The 21,268-nt window shown below is 70.9% G+C and carries 15 protein-coding genes; 13 read left to right on the forward strand and 2 right to left on the reverse strand.

Annotated elements, in window-relative coordinates; all coding sequences use genetic code 11:
* Positions 1–8 precede the first annotated feature (8 nt).
* The 7 genes from GQF42_RS31800 to GQF42_RS31830 all read left to right on the forward strand — a co-directional run bounded on the left by GQF42_RS31800 (position 9) and on the right by GQF42_RS31830 (position 11,801).
* Positions 9–1,562, forward strand: coding sequence for a DUF4192 domain-containing protein (locus GQF42_RS31800; protein WP_158925611.1), 1,554 nt, complete (start codon positions 9–11; stop codon positions 1,560–1,562).
* Positions 1,563–2,023: 461 nt separating this feature from the next.
* On the forward strand, positions 2,024–4,216 hold the full coding sequence (locus GQF42_RS31805; RefSeq protein WP_233273519.1) for a glycogen debranching N-terminal domain-containing protein: 2,193 nt from the start codon (positions 2,024–2,026) through the stop codon (positions 4,214–4,216).
* A 129-nt stretch (positions 4,217–4,345) separates the two neighbouring features.
* Positions 4,346–5,104, forward strand: a complete 759-nt coding sequence (locus GQF42_RS31810) for an NUDIX hydrolase (RefSeq protein WP_158925613.1) — start codon at positions 4,346–4,348, stop codon at positions 5,102–5,104.
* Between the two features lie 161 nt (positions 5,105–5,265).
* The gene (locus tag GQF42_RS31815; RefSeq protein ID WP_158930809.1) at positions 5,266–7,779 is read left to right on the forward strand and encodes an ATP-binding cassette domain-containing protein; all 2,514 of its coding nucleotides are present in this window, start codon (positions 5,266–5,268) and stop codon (positions 7,777–7,779) included.
* 161 nt (positions 7,780–7,940) lie between these two features.
* Positions 7,941–8,828: a FadR/GntR family transcriptional regulator gene (locus GQF42_RS31820; RefSeq protein ID WP_158925615.1), complete on the forward strand. Its 888-nt coding sequence runs from the start codon at positions 7,941–7,943 to the stop codon at positions 8,826–8,828.
* 447 nt (positions 8,829–9,275) lie between these two features.
* Complete coding sequence (locus GQF42_RS31825) at positions 9,276–10,817, forward strand: RNA polymerase sigma factor (RefSeq protein ID WP_158925617.1); 1,542 nt, start codon at positions 9,276–9,278, stop codon at positions 10,815–10,817.
* 123 nt (positions 10,818–10,940) lie between these two features.
* Positions 10,941–11,801 (forward strand): S1 family peptidase, encoded by an 861-nt coding sequence (locus tag GQF42_RS31830; RefSeq protein WP_158925619.1) that lies wholly within the window; start codon positions 10,941–10,943, stop codon positions 11,799–11,801.
* Between the two features lie 101 nt (positions 11,802–11,902).
* Here GQF42_RS31830 and GQF42_RS31835 read toward each other — a convergent pair whose 3' ends face one another.
* Positions 11,903–12,133 (reverse strand): DUF7455 domain-containing protein, encoded by a 231-nt coding sequence (locus GQF42_RS31835; RefSeq protein WP_158925621.1) that lies wholly within the window; start codon positions 12,131–12,133, stop codon positions 11,903–11,905.
* 437 nt (positions 12,134–12,570) lie between these two features.
* Here GQF42_RS31835 and GQF42_RS31840 point away from each other — a divergent pair, with 437 nt between their 5' ends.
* The 6 genes from GQF42_RS31840 to GQF42_RS31865 all read left to right on the forward strand — a co-directional run bounded on the left by GQF42_RS31840 (position 12,571) and on the right by GQF42_RS31865 (position 20,246).
* Entirely contained in the window at positions 12,571–14,694 is a 2,124-nt protein-coding gene (locus GQF42_RS31840; RefSeq protein ID WP_158925623.1) for a DNA gyrase/topoisomerase IV subunit B, read from the forward strand.
* Positions 14,695–15,683: 989 nt separating this feature from the next.
* A complete protein-coding gene (locus GQF42_RS31845) occupies positions 15,684–16,205 on the forward strand; it encodes a CcdC protein domain-containing protein (protein WP_158925625.1) in 522 nt (173 codons plus the stop codon).
* Positions 16,202–17,353, forward strand: coding sequence for a histidine kinase (locus GQF42_RS31850; RefSeq protein WP_158925627.1), 1,152 nt, complete (start codon positions 16,202–16,204; stop codon positions 17,351–17,353). The genes GQF42_RS31845 and GQF42_RS31850 overlap by 4 nt, the downstream gene beginning before the upstream one ends.
* Positions 17,350–18,039 (forward strand): response regulator transcription factor, encoded by a 690-nt coding sequence (locus GQF42_RS31855; RefSeq protein WP_158925629.1) that lies wholly within the window; start codon positions 17,350–17,352, stop codon positions 18,037–18,039. Before GQF42_RS31850 ends, GQF42_RS31855 begins: the two co-directional genes overlap by 4 nt.
* Before the next feature lie 69 nt (positions 18,040–18,108).
* Positions 18,109–18,657, forward strand: a complete 549-nt coding sequence (locus tag GQF42_RS31860) for a DUF485 domain-containing protein (protein ID WP_199272867.1) — start codon at positions 18,109–18,111, stop codon at positions 18,655–18,657.
* On the forward strand, positions 18,654–20,246 hold the full coding sequence (locus GQF42_RS31865) for a solute symporter family protein (RefSeq protein WP_158925631.1): 1,593 nt from the start codon (positions 18,654–18,656) through the stop codon (positions 20,244–20,246). Before GQF42_RS31860 ends, GQF42_RS31865 begins: the two co-directional genes overlap by 4 nt.
* A gap of 226 nt (positions 20,247–20,472) precedes the next feature.
* Here the strand turns inward: GQF42_RS31865 and GQF42_RS31870 are convergent, their stop codons facing one another.
* Positions 20,473–21,165 carry a response regulator gene (locus GQF42_RS31870; RefSeq protein ID WP_158925633.1) on the reverse strand — a complete coding sequence of 231 codons (693 nt, stop codon included), beginning with the start codon at positions 21,163–21,165 and terminating at the stop codon, positions 20,473–20,475.
* Between the last annotated feature and the right edge of the window lie 103 nt (positions 21,166–21,268).

A 21,268-nucleotide genomic window follows, 5' to 3' on the forward strand; every position in this document is an offset into this window, starting at 1 on the left:
GTCTCCGCATGACGAATCACGGGGAAACCACCGGACCCATCGAAAACGGCGACATCTCCGGACAGGACCCGTTCACCGGGCAGTCCGCGCACGACACGCAGGTCACTCTACGCACCCCCGCCGAGCTGGCCGACGCCCTGCCCTATCTGCTCGGCTACCGCCCGGAGGACAGCATGGTGCTGGTCGCCCTTCACGACCGCGAAGGCGGCGGCCGGTTCGGCGGCCGGGCCCGCCTCGGCATCCCCGCGCACGAGGAGGACTGGGCGGCAGCCGCACGCCAGCTGGCCCAGGGACTGGTCAGGGGCAGCGAGCGGCGGAGCTCCCGCCCGGAGCAGATGGTGGCCTACGTCTGCCAGGATCCGGCCCCGGGAGAGTCCGGCCGGGACGTCAAACGACGGCTCGAGCGGCTGGCCCAGCTGCTGCGCACCGAGTGCGGAGATCTCGACGTGCCGGTCATTGAAGCGCTGTGCATCTCGGACGGCCGCTACTGGTCGTACTGCTGTCCGATCGAGGGCTGCTGCCCCGAGGACGGCTCGCCGATGGGCCTTCCCGGTACCTCCGTGCTGGCAGCCGCGGCCACCTACGCCGGTATCCAGGTGCGCGGCACTCTCAGGGAGTTGCGTGCCAGGCTGCAGCCCTGGGAGACCACCGCGGTCCTGGAGCAGGAGGCCGCGCTGGATGCGGCGGGGATGACCCAGGTGCCCCGCATCCTCGATGAGACGTCCCGTGCCGAAGTGGCCGAAGAGACCATCGCCCTCGCCGAGCGGGTCATGCGTCGGCTCGCCGCGGCAGCGCCCGTCTCGGGCGCGCATCCGGCGGATCTGCGTGACGACGACCTGCTCGCGCACGACGAGGCGGCGACGCTCATTCTCGGTCTCCAGGACCGCACGACCCGCGACCGGGCGGCGGCCTGGATGGAAGGCGAAGAGGCCGGCCCGGCTCTCCGTCTCTGGCGCGCCGTCGCACGCCGCTGTGTCCGTCCGTACGGCGAGCACGCCGCGGCCCCGTTGACCCTGGTCGGCTGGGTCGCCTGGTCGACGGGCGACGAACTGGAGGCCCGTGAGGCGCTGGCCATGGCCCTGGGTGCGGATCCCGACTACCTGTTCGCGCGGTTGCTGCACCAGGCCTGCAACGAGGGGCTCGACCCCGAAGCGATCCGCCGCTGCCTGCGCGCGGGTCGCACGGACCCCGCGTCGGCGCAGACCACGCAACAGCCGGATCCGGCAAAGGAGTCGGCCCGGTCCGGGCTCCCGGCCACCGACGGCGCGACACCCGGAGCGACTGCGGAGTTGGACGACCGGGCGGCTGGACCGGGCTCGGCCACGGGGGCACGCCGACGCCGTCGCATGCGGCCCACGGACGGCAACGAAGGTCGTCGCGAGGCCCGGTCGGGGGGCGGCCGACGGCGGCCGACCGGCTCCCGCCCCCGGTCATCCGCGGCCGAACCCTCCCGGCCCGGCATGCGCGGGCCCGGTGGCACGCGCCCGCGTGCGTCGGACCGGGACACGACGAGCACCGCGCAGTCGGCGAACGGCCTTCGCGAGTCCGAGGGGGACGGATGAGCGCTTGGTCCCTGGCCGAGCAGGCCCGCGCAGCGCGATCCTGCGGCGCACCGGCGCAAACGGCGTGGGGTGGGCGCCCGCGAAGCCTGCGCGCCTACCGGTTCCCGGCCCGGCCGAGGGCATCCCGACTGTGCCGCCGCGGCGCCGGTGCGGTCCTCGGTCGCCTGGCAGGCCTGGCGCACCGGACACGCCGGCGTGCCCCCGGAGCACGCCCGGGAGCCCCACGCGCCCGGTGGTGGCGCAAGGCCGCGAGCGTACTGAACGGCGCCCTCGCCGGTCCGTCACACCACCGTTCGGTCGGCCTCTGCGAGCCGGGCCGTGACCCGGACGAGGCCCTTGGCGTTCACCTGAGTGGCGGAACACCTGGGCGGGCCCTGCCGCCGTACGACCGTCGTCTCCCGGGGCACCCCACCGGTCGCCCAGCACGTCCGAGGCACACCGAGCGCAGAAGAAGCCATGCCATGCACCAGCAGTCGACTTCGCCCTCCGCAGCCGACGCCGCGCGGCCGCCCTGGGGCAGGCCCGTGCAGTTCCAGCCGGACGGCACTGCCGCGTGGGCAGCGGCGCCCACCGCCGCCTCGCCGCCCTTCGATCCCCGCTCGCCCTTCCCGGCCGGCCCCGGCGGGCTTTTGCCCCCGGCTCCTCAACGCATCCGACGGCCCATCCCGGCCCCGCCACCCCGCACAGCGGCAGCCGGCCGTCCGGCGCCCGAACTGCCGCCCACCCATGCGGCGTTGATCTGCGTCGCCCTGCCCGGCCTCGCCATCTCCGGCGAGCTGGGACAACTGGCGGGCCGTGGACTGGACGGGTTCTACCGAGGGGGCAGACGCCTGCTCTCACGGTGCCAGGTCCGCGTGGCAGGCCGCGAACCGCTCGCCGTGCAGGCCAGGATGACGGGAGCCGACAGTGCCCGTTTCATCGGCACCCTGCGGGCTTCCCCTGCGGCGGGCCCCGATCCCGATGTCGTGGTCGAGCGAACGCGTCGTGCCGAGGGAACCGAACGGATCACCCTCCGCAACGCCGCGGCACGACCATTGAGGCTGCCCGTCGAGGTCGCGCTCGGCACCGATCTCGCGGAACTGGGCACCATCGCCTCCGGCACCACGGGCCCCGAACTCCCCGCCACCGTCCACGACTCGGGTCTGCGCTGGGCCAGAGCCGGTGTGGCGTCCTGCGTCACTGCCGACCCGCCGCCCTCGGACGCTCTGGCGTCCGCCGGACTGCTGCGCTGGGAACTGGAACTGCCGCCGGGCGGGACGGCAACCGTGGAACTGCGGGTACGGCTCGATCGCGCGGGCCCGTTGCGATCCGCGGGCCAGACCACGACCAGCCCCTTCGCACCCGCCCGGGCGACGGGCGACGACCCTCGGGTCGGCCCGCTGTTGCACGAGGCCGTCGCCGCCCTCCAGGCCCTGCTCCTGCGCGACCCCGCCCATCCTTCCGACACCCATCTCGCGGCAGGTGCGCCCTGGCGCTGTGGTCTGGCGCCCGCCGAAGCCCTCGCCGCAGCCCGCATGTCCCTGCCCCTGGGCACCCGGCTCGCCACAGGCACACTGCGCACCCTCGCCCGCACTCAGCTCCGGGACGCCGATCCACGGGCCAGCCTGATCCCGGGACCACGACGCGACGCCGGCCCGATCCTCCCACCGAGCTGCACGGGAACGGAGGCCACGCTGCTCTTTCCCGTCCTGCTCGCCGAGGCCCGCCGCTGGGGTCTGCCCGAGCAGGAGGTGAGGGAACTGCTGCCCGCCGCGGAGCGCTGCCTCGCCTGGTTGCGGACGGCCGTCGGCGACAGCACCTATCTCCCCGACTTCCGACCCAAAGGTCCTGTCCGCTGCGAAACACAGGCCCACGCGCACCGGGCGGCCCTGCTCGGCGCCGATCTCCTCGACGCCTACGACCGGCCCGGCGCCGACGAGTTGCGCAAGTGGGCCCAGGTCCTGCGGGCAGCGTTCCGTGCCGACTTCTGGCTCGAGGACCACGGCGGTGGCCGCCCGGCCGCGGCCCTGACCGCGGACGGCCGTCCCGTGCCCCATCTGGGCTCCGCCGCCGTGCACCTCCTCGACACCGGCCTGCTCGGCTCCGGCCGTCTCGCCCCTGGCCTCCTCGACCAGGTGCAGACCGAACACCTCGCCCGGCTGCTCGGCACCCCCGCCCTGGACGCGGGCTGGGGACTGCGAAGTCTCAGCGTCAAGGAGCCCGGACATAACCCGTTCGGCCACCGGAGTGGAGCCGTCCGGGTTCATGAGACCGCACTCGCCATCACCGGTCTGGCCGCCGTCGGCTACGAGAAGGAAGCAGGCGGCCTGCTGAGAGGCCTGCTGGAAGCGGCGGAACACTTCGGCCACCGGCTGCCGGAGATGTTCGCAGGGGAACAGCGCTCCGCGGGGAGCGCCCCCGTCCCGCACCCGGCGGCCTGCCGCCCGGCGGCCACCGCCGCAGCCTCCGCGATCATGGTGCTCATCGCCCTCGCGGGTATTCGCCCCGACATCCCCGCCCGAACGGTCACCTTGTGTCCCGTGCGCAGCGCCCCGCTCGGTGAACTCGTCCTCACCGGGTTGCGCGTCGCCGGTGCCCCCTTCGCCGTGCGGATCAGCCGACTGGGTCTGGCCATGGTCGAGGAGGCGGCGGACGGCCTGCAACTGGGAGTGTGACCTTGTACGACGGGACAGACCAAAGAAACGGAGCCGACCCTGCGCCCCATACCGGAACGAAGCGTGGCCACCACTGATGCGGCCGACGAAGGGCGTGTTTATCGTCAGGCAGACGACTATGATCGCGGCATGCCCTACGACCCGTCAGCCTTTCCGCCCTTCGCCGTCACCGTGGACCTGGTCGTGCTGACCGTGCGCCGCCATGCCCTGTGCGCGCTGGCGGTACGCAGGGGCGAGCCCCCCTTCCAGGGGCGCTGGGCGCTGCCCGGCGGCTTCGTACGGGCCGACGAGGACCTCTCGCAGGCGGCCGCGCGCGAACTCGTGGAGGAGACCGGGCTGAGGGCACATGATCCCGCGGCTCCGGCCCAGGACAACGGGGCCCATCTCGAGCAGCTCGCCACCTATGGCGATCCCAAGCGTGACCCGCGTATGCGGGTGGTCAGTGTCGCTCACCTTGCGCTCGCTCCCGACCTGCCCGCCCCACGCGCGGGAGGCGACGCGAGCAACGCGCGCTGGGCACCGGTCGAGGAGCTGCTCCAGCAGGGAGGTTACGGCCGTGACGGCGAGCCGGTGGCGCCGCTCGCTTTCGACCACGCCCAGATCCTCGCCGACGGCGTGGAGCGGGCCCGGTCCAAGATCGAGTACTCCTCGCTGGCCACCGCGTTCTGTCCGCCCGAGTTCACCGTCGGCGAGCTGCGGCGGGTGTACGAGGCGGTGTGGGCGGTGGCGCTCGATCCCCGCAACTTCCATCGCAAGGTCACTGGCACCCCCGGATTCCTCGTTCCCACGGGAGGAACGACCACGCGCCAGGGCGGTCGGCCGGCACAGCTCTTCCGGGCCGGCGGCGCCACCCTGCTCAATCCGCCGATGCTGCGCCCCGAGGTCTGAGCGGCATGGAGACCGGCCGGTAGGCAGCCGGGGACAGGCTGTCCAATTGGAGTCCCGGCTCCATCGAACGGCGGACATTAATCCAGCCTGGCCGCAGCGCGCATCCGGGACAGATCTGATAATGCACGAAAAAACGGGCATAGCACGCTATCTTGCTGCAGGTGATCGAGGCCTTCGGACTGACCAGTAATCCCCGCAAGGCGCACCGGCCCGCCGTGGACGACGTGTCCTTCGAAGCGCGTGCCGGACATGTCACTGCGCTCCAAGGAGGCGTCGGCGCGGGCAAGACGACCGCGCTCAGACTGATGCTCGAACTCCAACAGGGGCATGGCATCACCTACTTCCGGGGGCGTCCCCTGCACCGGATCGCCCATCCGACGCGGGAAGTGGGCCTGCTCCTCGGCGACGTACCGGGACACCCGGCCCGCTCCGTCCGGGGGCATCTGCGCATGCTGTGCGCGGCCTCGGGTGTCCCGGCACGACGTGCCGACGAGGTCCTCGAAGTGGTCGGCCTCGCCGGCCTGCGCGACGAGCGCCTCGGGGCGCTCTCGCGCGGCATGGACCGCCGCCTCGGTCTGGCCTGCGCCCTGTTGCCCGATCCGCACACGCTCGTCCTGGACGACCCCGCCGAGGGTCTGTCCACCGGTGAGGCGCAGTGGCTGCACGACATGCTGCGCGCCCACGCCGAGCAGGGTGGCACCGTGCTCTTCACCACGGCCGATCCCAAAGAGGCGGCGCGCGCGGCCGACCGTGTCGTCACCCTCGACGGCGGCCGGCTCAGGGCCGACCAGGATGCCGAGGACTTCGCCCGCACCCGGCTGCGCCCGCGCGTCGCCGTCCGCAGCCCCCACGCGGCGCGCCTCGCGGCCCTGCTCACCAAAGAGGCCCGGACCGCGCGCCGCTCCGTGCAGGTCGTACGGGAAGGCGGCAACCTCCTCTCGGTGTACGGCTCCACGACCGCCGACATCGGCGAGACGGCCTTCCGTAACGGCATCCTGGTGCATCAACTCGCCGACGAGGTAGGCGACATGGTGCCGACTGCCGGTGCCGGGTCCGACAGCTCGTCGCAGGGGGCGGGCGAGGTTGCGGTGGACGAGTCCCGCGCGCGGTGCGCACCAGATGCCCCCGGCGCGTCGGTGACGCCGGGGCCGGAGACCTCGGCGCCCGACCTGCCGGCGGCGGAGTCGGGAACCTCGGCGTTCGACTCGTCGGCGCCGGCCATCGCGGCGTCCGACTCGCCTGGCCCGAGGAAGGCCGCCGTGTCCTTCGGTTTTTCGTCGAATGCGTCGAAGACCACGGCGTCGGGCGTCGTGGCAGAAGCACGGGGCGCCACGTCAGCGAACTTCCCGGTAGGGGAGGGCACGGCGGTGGATGGGCCGACGCCGGAGTCGGCAATCTCCGGTCGTTACTCGCGCGAGGATGCGCAGACCGTGTCTGCTCTCGCGGCGGGGGAGCGACGAGCACGGGCGGCCGACGGTGAACTGCCCACGTTCGGGGAGGTGCCCTGCCTGCGGTCGGACGCCCTGGCGGAGATCGGTTGGCCGGGCGGTGCGCTCCCCGGAGCCGACGGAGCGGCACACGGTGTCGTGAGCCCGGGCCGCCAGGGCACGCCCGACGGAAGTGAAGGCGCGGTTCCCGCGGAGCTGCTCGCGGGAGCCGGTGCAGGCCGGACCGCCGACGTGACGGCCTCCCGCCCGTCGCAGGGCACGGTCGCGGCAGCCCGGGAGCTGCAGGCCGGCGGTGCGAGCAGCTCCGCGGCGGGCATCTCGGCGCTCCGCGCCCGCCTTCCCGGAGCCAGGAATCCCAGTATCCGCCGTCCGCGGACCGCTCGCGCCGACCAGCCCGCCGGCGTCCGCACCCTCGACGCCCTCTCCCCCCTCCCGCCCCCCATCTCCGTCCGCCTCGCCCCCAGTCCCCTCCGCCCTCTGCGCTACGAGATCCGGCGCGCCACCGGAATCGGCGTCGGCTTTGTCACCTGCGGAGTCGTGCTGGCGCTGTCCGCACTCACCGCCGTGCTGCTGGCCCGGCTCGGCCACACTCCGCAGGAGCGGCTGTTCGCCGCGTGGCCGCGGGAACTGCCGCTGCCGCCCGCAGCGCTCGCGACAGGGCTGCTCGGCGCGCTGGCCTTCGGGGACGAGTTCCGCCACCCCGCCCTGGCGGTGGACCGCAGCACCGTGCCCCGGCGGCTGAGGCTGCTGACCGCGAAACTGTTCGTCTCCGGAGCCACCGCGGCGCTGCTCGCCTTCCTCGCCGTGGGCTGCGACGCCGAAGCTCTCTACATCGTCTACGGACGGGAGCTGACACGAGTTCCCGCGGACTGGCTTTCGCTGGGCGTGAGTTGGTTCGGACTCGTCGTGGGCTGCGCCTGGGCCGGTGTCCTGGCAGCCGGTGTCTTCCGGTCCACCACGGGCGGCCTGGCTGCCGTACTCGCCGTGCCCGTGGTCGTCGTCCCGCTCGTCCGCGCGGCGACACGGGGGCCCGCCCAGCGCTTGATGGCCGGGTTTCCGGAGCGGATGCGGGAGGCGTTCCTGCTGCAGTGGCCGTTCGGGGGCGACCGATATCTGCTCGCGCTGGCCCGGGTGGTCGCCCAACCGGTCGGCGGCGCACTGGCGTTGTCGCTGTCGGCGCTCCTGGGCGCGTATCTGTTCTCCATGCTGCGCACCCGGTTCCGGTGACGGCGTGCGTCCGCTTCCGATCCTGCCCTGCGCGCAACTCCCCGTAGAAAGCCCATTTCTTTCCGATAAGGCGTCAATTGCGACGGCGTGAGCGATCACCCTTTCGTGTGCTTTTCACCAAAGACCTCAAGGGAGTTGGAGACGGCGCCGACAAAGGTTCCGTGAGTACCCTTGCGCACACCATGATGACCGCCGCCCGCTCCTCAGACTCCGGTCTGGCCGGCCCGGGCGAACTCGACCGCTACCCCTACTCCGAGGCCCCTGTGGCCGATCGGGTCGGAGCACCCTCCTGGGAGAGCGCCGACCCCGAACTGGGCCGTGTCGGCAGGCGTGCCGCGGGCAGCCGCGGACGCGGACTGCACGGCCAACTCGTCCAGCAGCTGGGGCAGATGATCGTCTCGGGCGACCTGGGCGCGGACCGCCCGCTGGTGCCCGAGGAGATCGGCCAGCGCTTCGAAGTCTCCCGCACCGTCGTCCGTGAGTCCCTTCGTGTCCTCGAGGCCAAGGGCCTGGTCAGCGCCCGCCCGAACGTCGGCACGCGCGTGCGTCCCGTCAGCGACTGGAACCTGCTCGACCCGGACATCATCGAGTGGCGGGCCTTCGGGCCGCAGCGTGACGACCAGCGTCGTGAGCTGAGCGAGCTGCGCTGGACCATCGAGCCGCTCGCCGCCCGCCTGGCCGCCGGACATGGCCGTGAAGAGGTGCAGCAGCGCCTCTCCGACATGGTAGAGATCATGAGCCACGCCATGGCGCAGGGCGACGCGCTGACCTATTCGCGCGCCGACAACGAGTTCCATGCACTGCTCATCCAGATCGCCGGCAACCGCATGCTGGAGCACCTGTCCGGGATTGTCTCTGCGGCTCTCCAGGTGTCGGGCGGCCCGGTCACGGGATGCGACCGGCCGAACGAGACGTCCCTCGCGCAGCACGCACGCATCGTCGACGCCATCGGCACCGGCGACGGGGCGGCGGCGGAGGCGGCCATGCGCCAACTGCTCACCGTCCACCCCGAGGTCGAACGCGTGGTACCCGCCCCGCGCGAGCACTGACCTCAGCGACGAAGGCGGTGGGGTCGCCGGTGTGCGGCGTCAGCGTGGTTCTCGTGGTTCTCGTGTCGACGCCGGGCTCGGGTACCGGCCGCCGCCGGACCCCGCCGGATCCTGTGCGGATCGGCGGGGTCCGGCGGTGCGACGGGCCACCGTAGCCTCGTTGGCGTCTGTCGGCGAGGGCATGGGTGATCTCCTCTGTCCGTGTCTGACCGTTTTTGACCGCTTACGGGGTGTGACTCGGGCCACGCAGATTGGGCGTAACGCTCGTGGGAACAGCGCGATGACCTAAGAGGTGACAGCCGCGGAAGGAATACGGACGCCATGACAGGCGCTGTGCATCTTCCCGGCCCCCGCCCGCGCCGTCGGCCCATCCCCAGGCCGGTGGTCGGCTCCTGTCCGCAGTGGACGGTGCCGGAAGCCGTTTTCCAACGTTCCGAGAGGTTGTTCGTGTCGGCCAGCACATCCCGTACGCTCCCGCCGGAGATCGCCGAGTCCGTCTCTGTCATGGCGCTCATTGAGCGGGGAAAGGCTGAGGGGCAGATCGCCGGCGACGATGTGCGTCGGGCCTTCGAAGCTGACCAGATTCCGGCCACTCAGTGGAAGAACGTACTGCGCAGCCTCAACCAGATTCTTGAGGAAGAGGGTGTGACGCTGATGGTCAGTGCCGCAGAGCCCAAGCGCACCCGCAAGAGCGTCGCAGCGAAGAGCCCGGCCAAGCGCACCGCCACCAAGACGGTTGCGGCGAAGACGGTGACGACCAGGAAGGCCACCGCCACCACGGCCGCCCCCGCGGCGCCTGCTGCCCAGGTCGCAGCCGATTCCGCAGAGGAAGCCGCACCCGCCAAGAAGGTCGCCGCCAAGAAGACGACTGCCAAGAAGGCGGTCGCCAAGAAGGCCGTCGCGAAGAAGGCGGCCGCCAAGAAGACCACGGCCAAGAAGGACGACGTCGAGCTTCTCGAGGACGAGGTTCTCGAGGACACCAAGGTCGCCGACGAGCCCGAGGGTGCCGAGAGCGCCGGCTTCGTCCTGTCCGACGAGGACGAGGACGACGCGCCCGCGCAGCAGGTCGCTGCGGCCGGCGCCACTGCCGACCCGGTCAAGGACTACCTGAAGCAGATCGGCAAGGTTCCCCTGCTCAACGCCGAGCAGGAGGTCGAGCTGGCCAAGCGCATCGAGGCGGGTCTGTTCGCCGAGGACAAGCTGGCCAACGCCGACAAGCTCGCGCCGAAGCTCAAGCGCGAGCTGGAGATCATCGCCGAGGACGGTCGCCGCGCCAAGAACCACCTCCTGGAGGCCAACCTCCGTCTGGTGGTCTCCCTGGCCAAGCGCTACACCGGCCGCGGCATGCTCTTCCTGGACCTCATCCAGGAGGGCAACCTCGGTCTGATCCGCGCCGTCGAGAAGTTCGACTACACCAAGGGCTACAAGTTCTCCACGTACGCCACCTGGTGGATCCGTCAGGCCATCACTCGCGCCATGGCCGACCAGGCCCGCACCATCCGTATCCCGGTGCACATGGTCGAGGTCATCAACAAACTCGCGCGCGTGCAGCGCCAGATGCTCCAGGACCTGGGCCGCGAGCCCACCCCGGAGGAGCTGGCCAAGGAGCTCGACATGACCCCGGAGAAGGTCATCGAGGTCCAGAAGTACGGCCGCGAGCCCATCTCGCTGCACACCCCGCTGGGCGAGGACGGCGACAGCGAGTTCGGTGACCTCATCGAGGACTCCGAGGCCGTCGTCCCCGCCGACGCCGTCAGCTTCACGCTCCTGCAGGAGCAGCTGCACTCCGTTCTGGACACCCTGTCCGAGCGCGAGGCCGGCGTCGTCTCCATGCGGTTCGGCCTCACCGACGGTCAGCCGAAGACCCTCGACGAGATCGGCAAGGTGTACGGCGTGACGCGTGAGCGCATCCGCCAGATCGAGTCCAAGACCATGTCGAAGCTGCGCCACCCGTCGCGTTCGCAGGTGCTGCGCGACTACCTCGACTAGGTCGCATCCGTACGACACCGAAAGGCCCGGTTCCCCGCGCGGGAGCCGGGCCTTCGGGCTGCGCGCAGCCGCAAGGTGGATCACTCTGGGTTCTCCGGCACCACCCGAGAGTGAGGATCCGCCATGCTCCGTTCCGTTGCCCGGGCGCTGATCCGGCCGCTGGTCCTGGCGGCCGCCACGTCCGCCATACCCCTGGCCAGCACGGCCCCCGTGGCCGCCGACAGCGTGGTGGTCGGGGGGTTTCCGATAGACGTCTCACAGGCTCCGTGGACGGTCGCGCTGTCGAGCCGTGACCGGTTCGGGGGTACGCGGGCGGGGCAGTTCTGCGGCGGTGTGGCGATCGCGCGGACCACCGTCCTCACCGCGGCCCACTGCCTGGCCGAGGACGTCCTCGGGTCTCCACCCAACCGGGTGCGCGACTTCAGGGTCATCGCGGGCCGTACGGACCTGCTGGCGGACCGGGGCGAGGAGGTCGCCGTACGGGACGTCCGGATCAACCCGGGGTACGACAGCGGGACCAACGCCGGCGACTTCGCCGTTCTCACGCTCGCCGAGCCGCTGCCGCGGAGCGCGGTCGTCGCCATGGCTGACGCGGGCGACCCGGCCTACACGCCGGGCACCCAGGCCCTGGTCTCGGGATGGGGTGACACGACCGGAGACGGTGCCTATACGCGTCGTCTGCACGCCGCACACGTGCGCGTGCTGCCGGACGACCTGTGCGCACGCGCCTACCCGGGCGGTCCCGACGGCACCTACCGGGCGGGCAGCATGCTCTGTGCCGGAGAGGCGGCCGGCGGCCCGGACGCGTGCCAGGGTGACAGTGGTGGCCCGCTGGTGGCAGCGGGGCGGCTGATCGGGCTCGTGTCATGGGGAGGCGGCTGCGGCAGGGCCGGGAACCCAGGGGTCTACACGCGCGTCTCCGAGATCGTGCGCACGCTGGATGCGGCCCCGGGCGGCCAGAAGCGCTCCCACGGGACCCACTGAGGGCCTGACAGCGGGTACGCGTACGGGCGGCCGCTCCCGAACCGGGAGCGGCCGCCCGTACACCGGCCTGTGCCGGGGCTGGCTCGTCGTGTGTGCGAGATTCAGCGTTCTTCGTCGGAAGTGGTGTTGGGAACGGACGTCAGCCGCTCCGTCTCGTCCTGTATTTCAGCGGCGATCTTCTTGAGTTCCGGCTCGAACTTGCGACCGTGGTGGGCGCAGAAGAGCAGTTCTCCGCCGCTAAGCAGGACGACGCGCAGGTATGCCTGGGCGCCGCAGCGGTCGCAGCGATCGGCGGCCGTCAGGGGGCTCGCGGGGGTCAGAACAGTAGTCACGTCGCCTCTTCTCTAGCTCGACGAGCTGTCGTACCAGGGTCAACATCCAACCAGCCCGAAAACGTTCCCGCTCGTGGCTTTTCCTCGAAAAATCTTCCGGGGCGGCTGTTTGCTGCCGGTTGGCGGCGAATGTGCCGTAGTGCGTGTTTTGTGTGCTTACGGTTTCGCGCAGTGTTGTGTCTAGGTCCTCCCGGCCGGGTTGCCGGTTGTTCATGAGGACGTGCCCGGAGCCTAAATGGTTCATGCCTCCAATGGAACGTGATGTGTGCTTCACTCCATCGAGGGATCGAACATGCATGCGAACCTGGACTAGTCTGAGTTTGTGACGAGGGTGGCGTTACACCGGCTCTACCAGGCCTCGGTACCCTCTGAGCGGCGACCGAAGCCGCCCCCTTACCCAACAGGGGTCAACTGAAATTCAGCGAGGAGCGAACCGCGTGACCGCCGATACGTCCGTGCCGTCCACAGCGCTGCTGGCAGGAGCAGACCGGGACGGTTCCAACTACACCGCGCGGCACCTGCTCGTCCTCGAGGGCCTCGAGGCCGTGCGCAAGCGCCCGGGCATGTACATCGGCTCGACCGACAGCCGTGGTCTGATGCACTGCCTCTGGGAGATCATCGACAACTCCGTGGACGAGGCCCTTGCGGGTGTCTGCGACCACATCGAGGTGATCCTCCACGACGACGGCTCCGTGGAGGTGCGCGACAACGGCCGGGGCATCCCCGTGGACGTCGAGCCCAGGACCGGCCTGTCCGGCGTCGAGGTCGTCATGACCAAGCTGCACGCAGGCGGCAAGTTCGGCGGCGGTTCGTACGCCGCCTCCGGTGGTCTGCACGGCGTGGGTGCCTCCGTGGTCAACGCCCTTTCCGCCCGTCTCGACGTCGAGGTGGACCGCGGCGGCCACACGCACGCCATCAGCTTCCGGAGGGGTGTGCCGGGCGCCTTCGCCGCCGATGGTGCCGAGGCGAAGTTCGAGGCCAAGAGCGGCCTGCGCAAGACCAAGAAGGTCCCCAAGACCCGCAGCGGTACGCGCGTGCGGTACTGGGCCGACCGGCAGATCTTCCTCAAGGACGCCAAGCTCTCCCTGGACAACCTGCACCAGCGTGCTCGGCAGACCGCGTTCCTGGTGCCGGGCCTGACGATCGTCGTCCGCGACGAACTCGGCCTGGGCGAGGGTGGCAGCAAGGGTGAGGAGTCCTTCCGCTTCGACGGCGGCATCAGTGAGTTCTGCGAGTACCTGGCGAGCGACAAGCCCGTCTGCGACGTCCTGCGCTTCTCGGGCAAGGGCACCTTCAAGGAGACCGTCCCCGTCCTGGACGAGCACGGGCAGATGACTCCCACCGAGGTCACCCGTGAACTGGGCGTGGACATCGCGATGCGCTGGGGCACGGGGTACGACACGACCCTCCGGTCCTTCGTCAACATCATCGCCACCCCCAAGGGCGGCACCCACGTCTCCGGCTTCGAGCAGTCCGTGACGGCGGTGTTCAACGATGTGCTGCGAGCCAAGAAGCTGCTGCGGGTGGCCGAGGACAACATCGTCAAGGACGACGCCCTGGAGGGGCTCACCGCCGTTGTGACCGTGCGCCTGGCCGAGCCGCAGTTCGAGGGCCAGACCAAGGAGGTCCTGGGTACTTCGGCGGCGCGCCGCATCGTGAACAACGTGGTCGCCAAGGAGCTGAAGGCGTTCCTGACCGCCACCAAGCGCGACGCCGCGGCGCAGGCCCGCGTCGTCATGGAGAAGGTCGTGGCCGCCGCCCGCACGCGCGTCGCGGCCCGCCAGCACAAGGACGCCCAGCGGCGCAAGACCGCCCTGGAGTCCTCGTCCCTGCCGGCGAAGCTCGCCGACTGCCGCAGTGACGACGTCGACCGCAGCGAGCTGTTCATCGTCGAGGGCGACTCCGCGCTGGGTACGGCCAAGCTGGCGCGGAACTCCGAGTTCCAGGCCCTGCTGCCGATCCGCGGCAAGATCCTCAACGTGCAGCGGTCCTCGGTGACCGACATGCTCAAGAACGCCGAGTGCGGCGCGATCATCCAGGTCATAGGAGCGGGCTCGGGCCGAACCTTCGACATCGACCAGGCCCGCTACGGCAAGATCATCATGATGACCGATGCCGATGTCGACGGCTCCCACATCCGCTGTCTGCTGCTCACGCTGTTCCAGCGCTACATGCGCCCCATGGTCGAGGCCGGCCGGGTCTTCGCCGCGGTGCCGCCGCTGCACCGGGTAGAGATCGTCCAGCCCAGGAAGGGCCAGGACAAGTACGTCTACACGTACTCCGACCGCGAGCTGCGCGACAAGCTCATGGAGTTCCAGAGCAAGGGCATTCGGTACAAGGACTCCATCCAGCGCTACAAGGGTCTGGGTGAGATGGACGCCGACCAGCTGGCCGAGACCACGATGGACCCGCGTCACCGCACCCTGCGCCGGATCAACCTTTCCGACCTGGAGGCCGCGGAGCAGGTCTTCGACCTGCTGATGGGCAACGACGTGGCACCCCGTAAGGAGTTCATCTCCAGCTCGGCGGCGACGCTGGACCGGTCGCGCATCGACGCGTAGCCGCTGCGGCGGGCTTCGGCCGGCCGGCGGTTCGCCCCGGTCGCGGCTGGCCGGGTTTGCCCGCGGGAAGGGGTGCGCCGGGCCCGGCAGACTTGGTTCGGTCGGCGGGGCGACGGCCGGCCCAGCGCGCCGGGCTCGGTTCGGCGCGAGTGCGGTACGGTCGCGATGGGATGCGCGTTCGGGCCGGCAGCGGCATCGGTGCGGACCGGGTCCGACAGGGGCGAGGGGACGGGGACCCAGGCCGATGGTGGTCGCCGGGTACGGACCTTGACCGACCGTGGTCGTAGGGCGCCTGACCAGGCCGGCGGGGGCGATCCGCAGCCCATCCGGGCGGACGGTGACGAGGGCGGTGCACGTCTGCGTGGCTGCCGTTGCGCCGGTCACCGGTGGGCGTCGGAGTGTCCGGGTAGGCCAGGACCTCAGCTGCCCTGAACCGGCCGTTGCTGCACCCGCCCCGGCTGGTCGGCGTTACGCCAGCCCAGGCAGGGAGACTGGGGGTGTTGGTTTCCTGAGGTGGTCGGCCGTCTGACCGGCCTCAGCCGATCGCCACCCCAGCCGATCGCAGCCGCAGCGCTCGGCTGCTCGGCGTCCTACGCCTACGACAGGTCGTCGTTCAGGCAGGTCGTCGCCGTCCAGGCGTGTCCGTCGCCGCTCCCAGCGACCTCTGCCGCTCCGAGCAGGGTTTGGCTTTTCGCCCCGCGCCCGCGCCCGCGCTTGCGGCTCGGGCCCGGGCCCGCGACTGGGCCTGGGCCCGGACTCGCTGAGCGTCCCACTGTGGTCCGGCGCCCCTCCCGCGCCCCCATGGCCTCAGGCCCCCGCGTCCCCGCGCCCGGCGTCTACACCCGTGGGTGGAGACGAGCAGCTCGAGGTTTCCACCCGTGATCCACCTCCGCTCCGATCTCCGGACCTGGGAATTTCCGTAGCTTCGAAGTGTCGGCAGCGCCTGCTCCGGCACCACCTTCTCGCTCTTCTCGCTCACGGAGGCTCTGATGTCCGGGCTCGTCAACGCGCTGGTGATCGTGGCCGTCGCCGCCATAGTGATAGCGCGGCAGTTCCGTGCCCGCGCGATCAACACTGACCGGCGCTGGTGGCTGCTGCCCGTGATCCTTGCTGTTGTCGCGCTGCGCGAGCCCGGCATTCTCGACGCCCACCACCGCGCCGAGTCCGCCGTACTGCTCGTGGTGGAGCTGCTCATCGGTCTTGCCATGGGTGCCGGCTGGGCCTGGACGACCCGCATCTGGACGGCTCAGGACGGTGTTGTGTGGACCAAGAGCACCAAGGCGAGCGGCGCCGTATGGGTCGTGGGCATAGCCCTGCGGATCGGGCTCTTCGCTCTTGGACGCGGGCTCGGCCTGCACCAGGACAGCGCTGCCCTCATGCTCGGCTTCGCTGGCACCCTGCTGGTCCGCGGCGGCATCCTCGTCTGGCGGGCCCAGTCTCTCGGCACCGCGAACCGTCCTGCCCCGGCGTACGGTGACGGCATGCGGTCGGCTCGGAAGGAGCGCGTGTGACGGAAAACCTCTGGACCCGCTGGCCGTCGAGAGAGGCGCTCACCCGCGAGGGAATCAGCCGGCCTCGACGCATGCTCGCCTGGGCCGTGAGGCTGGTCGTGCTCGCGATGCTCCTGTGGGGTGCGTTCAGCAAGAACCGCGTGGGCATCGAGGGAGGGCTCCTCGCGGCAGTGGGGGTGCTCCTCGCCGCTGTCGTCTCCTGGGCCTTCTTCCGGACCACCTACCAGCACCGGCTGGTGTCCTCGCTCACGCTCATCAGCGTGCTCCTGGGCATCGCGGTAGCCGCTGAGGCCACGGGGTTCACAGGACCGGCCCTGGTGATCTGGTGCGGATGCGGAATCAGCGCCCTGGAGCGGCTGCCGCTTGCCGCGGCCGTACCCGTGACATCCGTGGCACTGGCCTCATTCTCCGCGTTCAACAGCGACGTGTGGCTCACCACGGCCGCCACGGTGGCGGGCATGGCCCTCGCCGGATACGTCCTGCGGCTGGACGCGGAAGCCCGGGGGAGCGCGCAGCGGCTCCTTGCCCAGGAGCGTGCGGCCAGAGCCGCCGAGGCCGAGTCCGCCGCGCTGGCAGAGCGGGCCCGGATCGCCCGCGAGATCCACGACGTGCTGGCCCACAGCCTCTCGGCGCAGCTGGTGCACCTGGAGGCCGCCCGGCTGCTGATCGAGAACGGCGCCGAGCGTGAACGGATCCTGGAGCGGGTGGTGGCCGCGCGGGGCATGGCCCGCGACGGGCTGGCGGAGACCCGGCAGGCGCTGTCCGCGCTGCGGGGTGAGCTGACCCCGCTGGAGGACTTCCTGAGTGAACTCCTCAGCGGAACCGACGGTGCCGAGGTCACCGTCACGGGTGAACGCAGGCCCCTGTCGGCCGAGGCCTCCCAGGCCGTGCGCCGGGTTGCGCAGGAGGCACTCACCAACGTCCGCAAACACGCCCAAGGCGCCAAAGTACAGGTGGGTCTCGACTACAGCGACCACGAAGTGACGCTGAACGTACGGGACTCGGGTGGACTGCCGGGCGAACTCACGGGGTCCGGAGGCGGGTACGGTCTGCTGGGTATGCGCGAGCGGGCCGAGCTGCTGGGCGGCTCGCTGGAGGCGGGGCCGGGCGAGGAGGGGTTCGTGGTGACGCTGAAGGTGCCGGTATGACCGAGGCGGAGGAGGAGAAGAAGCCCGCGCGGGTGGTGGTCGCCGATGACCAGACCGTGGTGCGGGAAGGCATCGTGATGCTGCTCGGCCTGTTGCCCGGAGTGGAGGTCGTCGGTGCGGCGGGAGACGGAGAGGAAGCGGTGCAACTGGTCGCGGAACTCGCCCCGGACGTTGTCCTGATGGATCTCAGGATGCCCCGCTGCGACGGAGTCGAGGCCACTAGGAGGATCCGGGCGCAGTATCCCGGCACCCAGGTCGTGGTGCTCACGACGTACGCGGACGACGAGTCGCTGTTCCCCGCGCTGCGGGCCGGCGCCCGGGGCTATCTGACCAAGGACGCGGGCGGCGACGAGATCGTGCGTGCGGTGGAGAGCGTGCTCTCGGGGGACGCGGGGCTGTCGCCGAGTGTCCAGCGCCGGTTGCTGGAGCGGCTGTCGCAGCCCGAGCCCAGACCGGAGCCGGCCGCCGAGACTCCGCCCGACGGGCTGACCGCGCGCGAGACCGAGGTTCTGCGGTTGATCGCCGAGGGGCTCAGCAACCAGGAGATCGCCCGCAGCCTGCATGTGTCGACCGCGACGGTGAAGACACACATCAACAATCTCTTCTCCAAAACGGGTCTCAAGGACCGGGCGCAGGCGGTGCGTTACGCCTACAGCAAGGGGCTGGTGAGACCGCCCGCGCAGTGAGTCACCTGATGGGGTGAAGAGCCGGGAGAAGAAGAGTCAGGGATCTTCCCGTTCTGTCCATCCTTGGGCATGCAGTCAAGCAACGGTCGTGCCCGCGGAGCGGGGGACGATCCCGACAGTTCGGCCGGGAACCGGGAAGATCACGGTGCGCCCGCGCACGATGTGACGTACGAGGATCCCTGGTACGACGCGCCGGCCTCCGGCTGGGGTGAGCGGGACGGCGTCGGCATGCCGGTGCCGGTGGTGCCGTCCGCTCGCGAGGAGCGGAGCGGACCGGGGGCCCGTGCACGCGACGTGTACGTCGAGGTGCAGCGCAGCGAGGCCTTCCAGGAGGTGCGCAGCAGGTACCGGCGGTTCGTCGTCCCTGGAGTCGCCGTCTTCCTCTCCTGGTACGTGGGATATGTGATCGCTGCCACGACGGCGCCAGGACTTATGGCCCGGCCCGTGGCGGGAGCGGTGAACGTGGGCATGCTGGCCGGGCTCGGCCAGTTCCTCAGCACGTTCCTGCTCACGTGGGCCTACGCCAGGCACGCGCGGCTGCGCCGGGACCGCGCGGCGCTGGAGCTGCGCTGGGACACCCAGGAGCTGGCTCGCGGAGCGCAGGGAGGCGCCTTGTGACCGGTGAGCATCAGACGCTGGCGCTGTTCCTGTTCAGCGGTTTCGTGGCCGTCACCCTCGGGATCACGACGTGGGTGAGCCGTCGGCGGCGCGGTTCGGCGGAGGAGTTCTACGCGGGCGGCAGACTGTTCTCCCCGATGGAAAATGGTTTCGCCATCGCTGGTGACTACATGTCGGCGGCCTCCTTCCTCGGGGTCACCGGGCTCATCGCGCTCTATGGCTACGACGGGCTGCTGTACGTCGTGGGCTTCCTGGTGGCGTGGCTGGTGGTGCTGTTCCTCGTGGCCGAACTGGTGCGCAACTGCGGGCGGTTCACCCTGGCCGACGTGGTGGCGGCGCGAATGAGCGAGCGGCCGGTGCGGATCGCGGTGGGAACTTCCTCGGTCACGGTGTCCGTTCTGTATCTGGTGGCGCAAATGGTCGGCGCCGGCAGTCTGGTGGCGCTGCTGCTGGGGCGGACGAGCGAGGCGGCCCAGGCCTGGACGGTCATCGGGGTCGGTGCCCTCATGGTGATCTATGTGTCATTGGGCGGGATGCGGGCCACCACCTGGATTCAGATCGTCAAGGCGGTGCTGCTGCTGAGCGGGACGGTCGCGCTGACCGTGCTTGTCCTGCTGCGCTTCCACGGCGATTTCGACCGGCTGTTGCTCGCGGCGGCGGAACGCAGCGGTCACGGCAGGGCGTTCCTGGCGCCGGGCCTCAAGTACGGGGGGAACTGGACCGCCCGTCTCGACTTCATCAGCCTGGGCCTCGCCCTGGTGCTGGGTACGGCGGGACTGCCGCACATCCTGTCGCGCTTCTACACCGTGCCCACCGCGCGGGCCGCACGCCGCTCCGCGGTGTGGTCCATCGGACTGATCGGCGGCTTCTACCTGATGACGATCGTCCTCGGCCTGGGGGCGGCGGCGGTGGTCGGGACGAACGCGGTGCGCGCCTCGAACGCGGCCGGGAACACGGCTGTGCCGCTGCTCGCCCTCGACCTGGGCGGCGGCGCGGGCTCCACTGGTGGAACGGTTCTCTTCGCGATCGTCGCCGCCGTCGCCTTCGCCACGATCCTCGCCGTGGTCGCCGGTCTCACGCTTGCATCGTCGGCGTCGGTGGCGCACGACCTGTACGCATCGCTGCGGCGGCCGCACGGCAAGGCGCGCAGCGAGGTCGCGGTGGCACGCTTCGCGGCGCTCGGCATCGGCGTCGTGGCGATCGCGATCGGCCTGCTGGCCCGCGACCTGAACATCGCCTATCTCGTCGGCCTGGCCTTCGCGGTCGCCGCGTCGGCGAACCTGCCCGTGTTGCTGTACTCGCTGTTCTGGCGCGGCTTCACCACCCGCGGTGCCGTGTGGGCCGTGTACGGCGGGCTGATTCCGGCGCTCGGCCTCGTGGCGCTGTCCCCGGTGGTCTCCGGCAGCCCGGGCTCGCTGTTCCCGGGCGCCGACTTCCAGTACTTTCCGCTGCAGAACCCGGGCATCGTCTCCATCCCGCTCGGCTTCCTGGCCGGCTGGCTGGGCACGGTCACCTCCGACGAGGTCGCCGACGAGGCCAAGTTCGCCGAGACCGAGGTGCGGTCACTGACCGGAGCGGGAGCCGTGTAGCAAGGGCGCGGGCCAAGGTCTGCTCGCCTGGGTCTGTCGTCAGACTCCCACCTGCCCCGCGACGCCTGCACGCTCCCCCGGCGGGGGCACCCTCACTCGCCGCACCGGCCCCGGCCCCGGCCCGAGTACGTCCCGTACGCGGGCCAAGGCCCGGCACGCCGAGAGCACGCACCTGACGCCGCGAGGCCCGCCCTACGGGCGGACGGTGGGAATTTGCCGACAGGACCTAAGGCGCAACCCAGGCGTACCGGTGCTCCGGCCGCCCGGTGTCGCCGTACTTGAGGGAGAGCCGCAGTCGGCCGACCTGTTCCAGATGGCGGAGGTAGCGCTGGGCCGTGGAGCGGCTCAGGCCGGTCCGCACGGCCACCTCGTGGGCCGACAGCGGCTGGTCGGCGCGGTGCAGGACGCCGCAGATCAGGTCCGTCGTGGGCTCGGAGTGACCGCTCGGCAGGCCGGGCGCCGAGGGCGCGGGAGCCGTCCGCAGTGCCCCGAAGATACGGTCCACCTGCTCCTGGCCCGTCAGTCCCCGGCCGCCGACGCGGTCGACCGTGCGCCGCAGGGCGGCGTAGGACTCGAGGCGGGTCCGCAGGGCGGCGAAGGTGAACGGCTTGACCAAATAGTGCAGGGCGCCCAGGCGCATCGCCTGCTGGACGGTCGTCACCTCACTGGCCGCCGTGATCATGATGACGTCCGTGCTGTGGCCCTGTTCCCGCATACGGTGGACGAGGTCGAGGCCGGTCCCGTCGGGCAGATAGTGGTCGAGCAGGACCAGGTCGACGGTGCCGCGTTCGACGGTGGCCAAGGCCTGGGCGGTGCTGTGTGCGCGGGCGGCCACCCGGAAACCGGGAACCTTTCCCACGTACTTGGCGTTTATCTCTGCGACGCGGAAGTCGTCGTCCACGACCAGGACGTCAATCATCAGGCCTCTCCTTCAAGGCCGACGGGCGTCAAGCCCGTGTTTCGGCTCCGCAGTTGTAGCGCGGGCAAAATGAGCACAACAGGCTCTTGCGAGCAAAAGAACG

Origin of the sequence: Streptomyces broussonetiae, from assembly GCF_009796285.1 — a bacterium.
Classification (GTDB): domain Bacteria; phylum Actinomycetota; class Actinomycetes; order Streptomycetales; family Streptomycetaceae; genus Streptomyces; species Streptomyces broussonetiae.

Coding starts and splice junctions, on each gene's coding strand:
- GQF42_RS31860 (WP_199272867.1), top strand. CDS start 18,109: ATGCAGTCAAGCAACGGTCGTGCCCGCGGAGCGGGGGACGATCCCGAC.
- GQF42_RS31830 (WP_158925619.1), top strand. CDS start 10,941: ATGCTCCGTTCCGTTGCCCGGGCGCTGATCCGGCCGCTGGTCCTGGCG.
- GQF42_RS31805 (WP_233273519.1), top strand. CDS start 2,024: ATGCACCAGCAGTCGACTTCGCCCTCCGCAGCCGACGCCGCGCGGCCG.
- GQF42_RS31855 (WP_158925629.1), top strand. CDS start 17,350: ATGACCGAGGCGGAGGAGGAGAAGAAGCCCGCGCGGGTGGTGGTCGCC.
- GQF42_RS31810 (WP_158925613.1), top strand. CDS start 4,346: ATGCCCTACGACCCGTCAGCCTTTCCGCCCTTCGCCGTCACCGTGGAC.
- GQF42_RS31870 (WP_158925633.1), bottom strand. CDS start 21,165: ATGATTGACGTCCTGGTCGTGGACGACGACTTCCGCGTCGCAGAGATA.
- GQF42_RS31800 (WP_158925611.1), top strand. CDS start 9: ATGACGAATCACGGGGAAACCACCGGACCCATCGAAAACGGCGACATC.
- GQF42_RS31845 (WP_158925625.1), top strand. CDS start 15,684: ATGTCCGGGCTCGTCAACGCGCTGGTGATCGTGGCCGTCGCCGCCATA.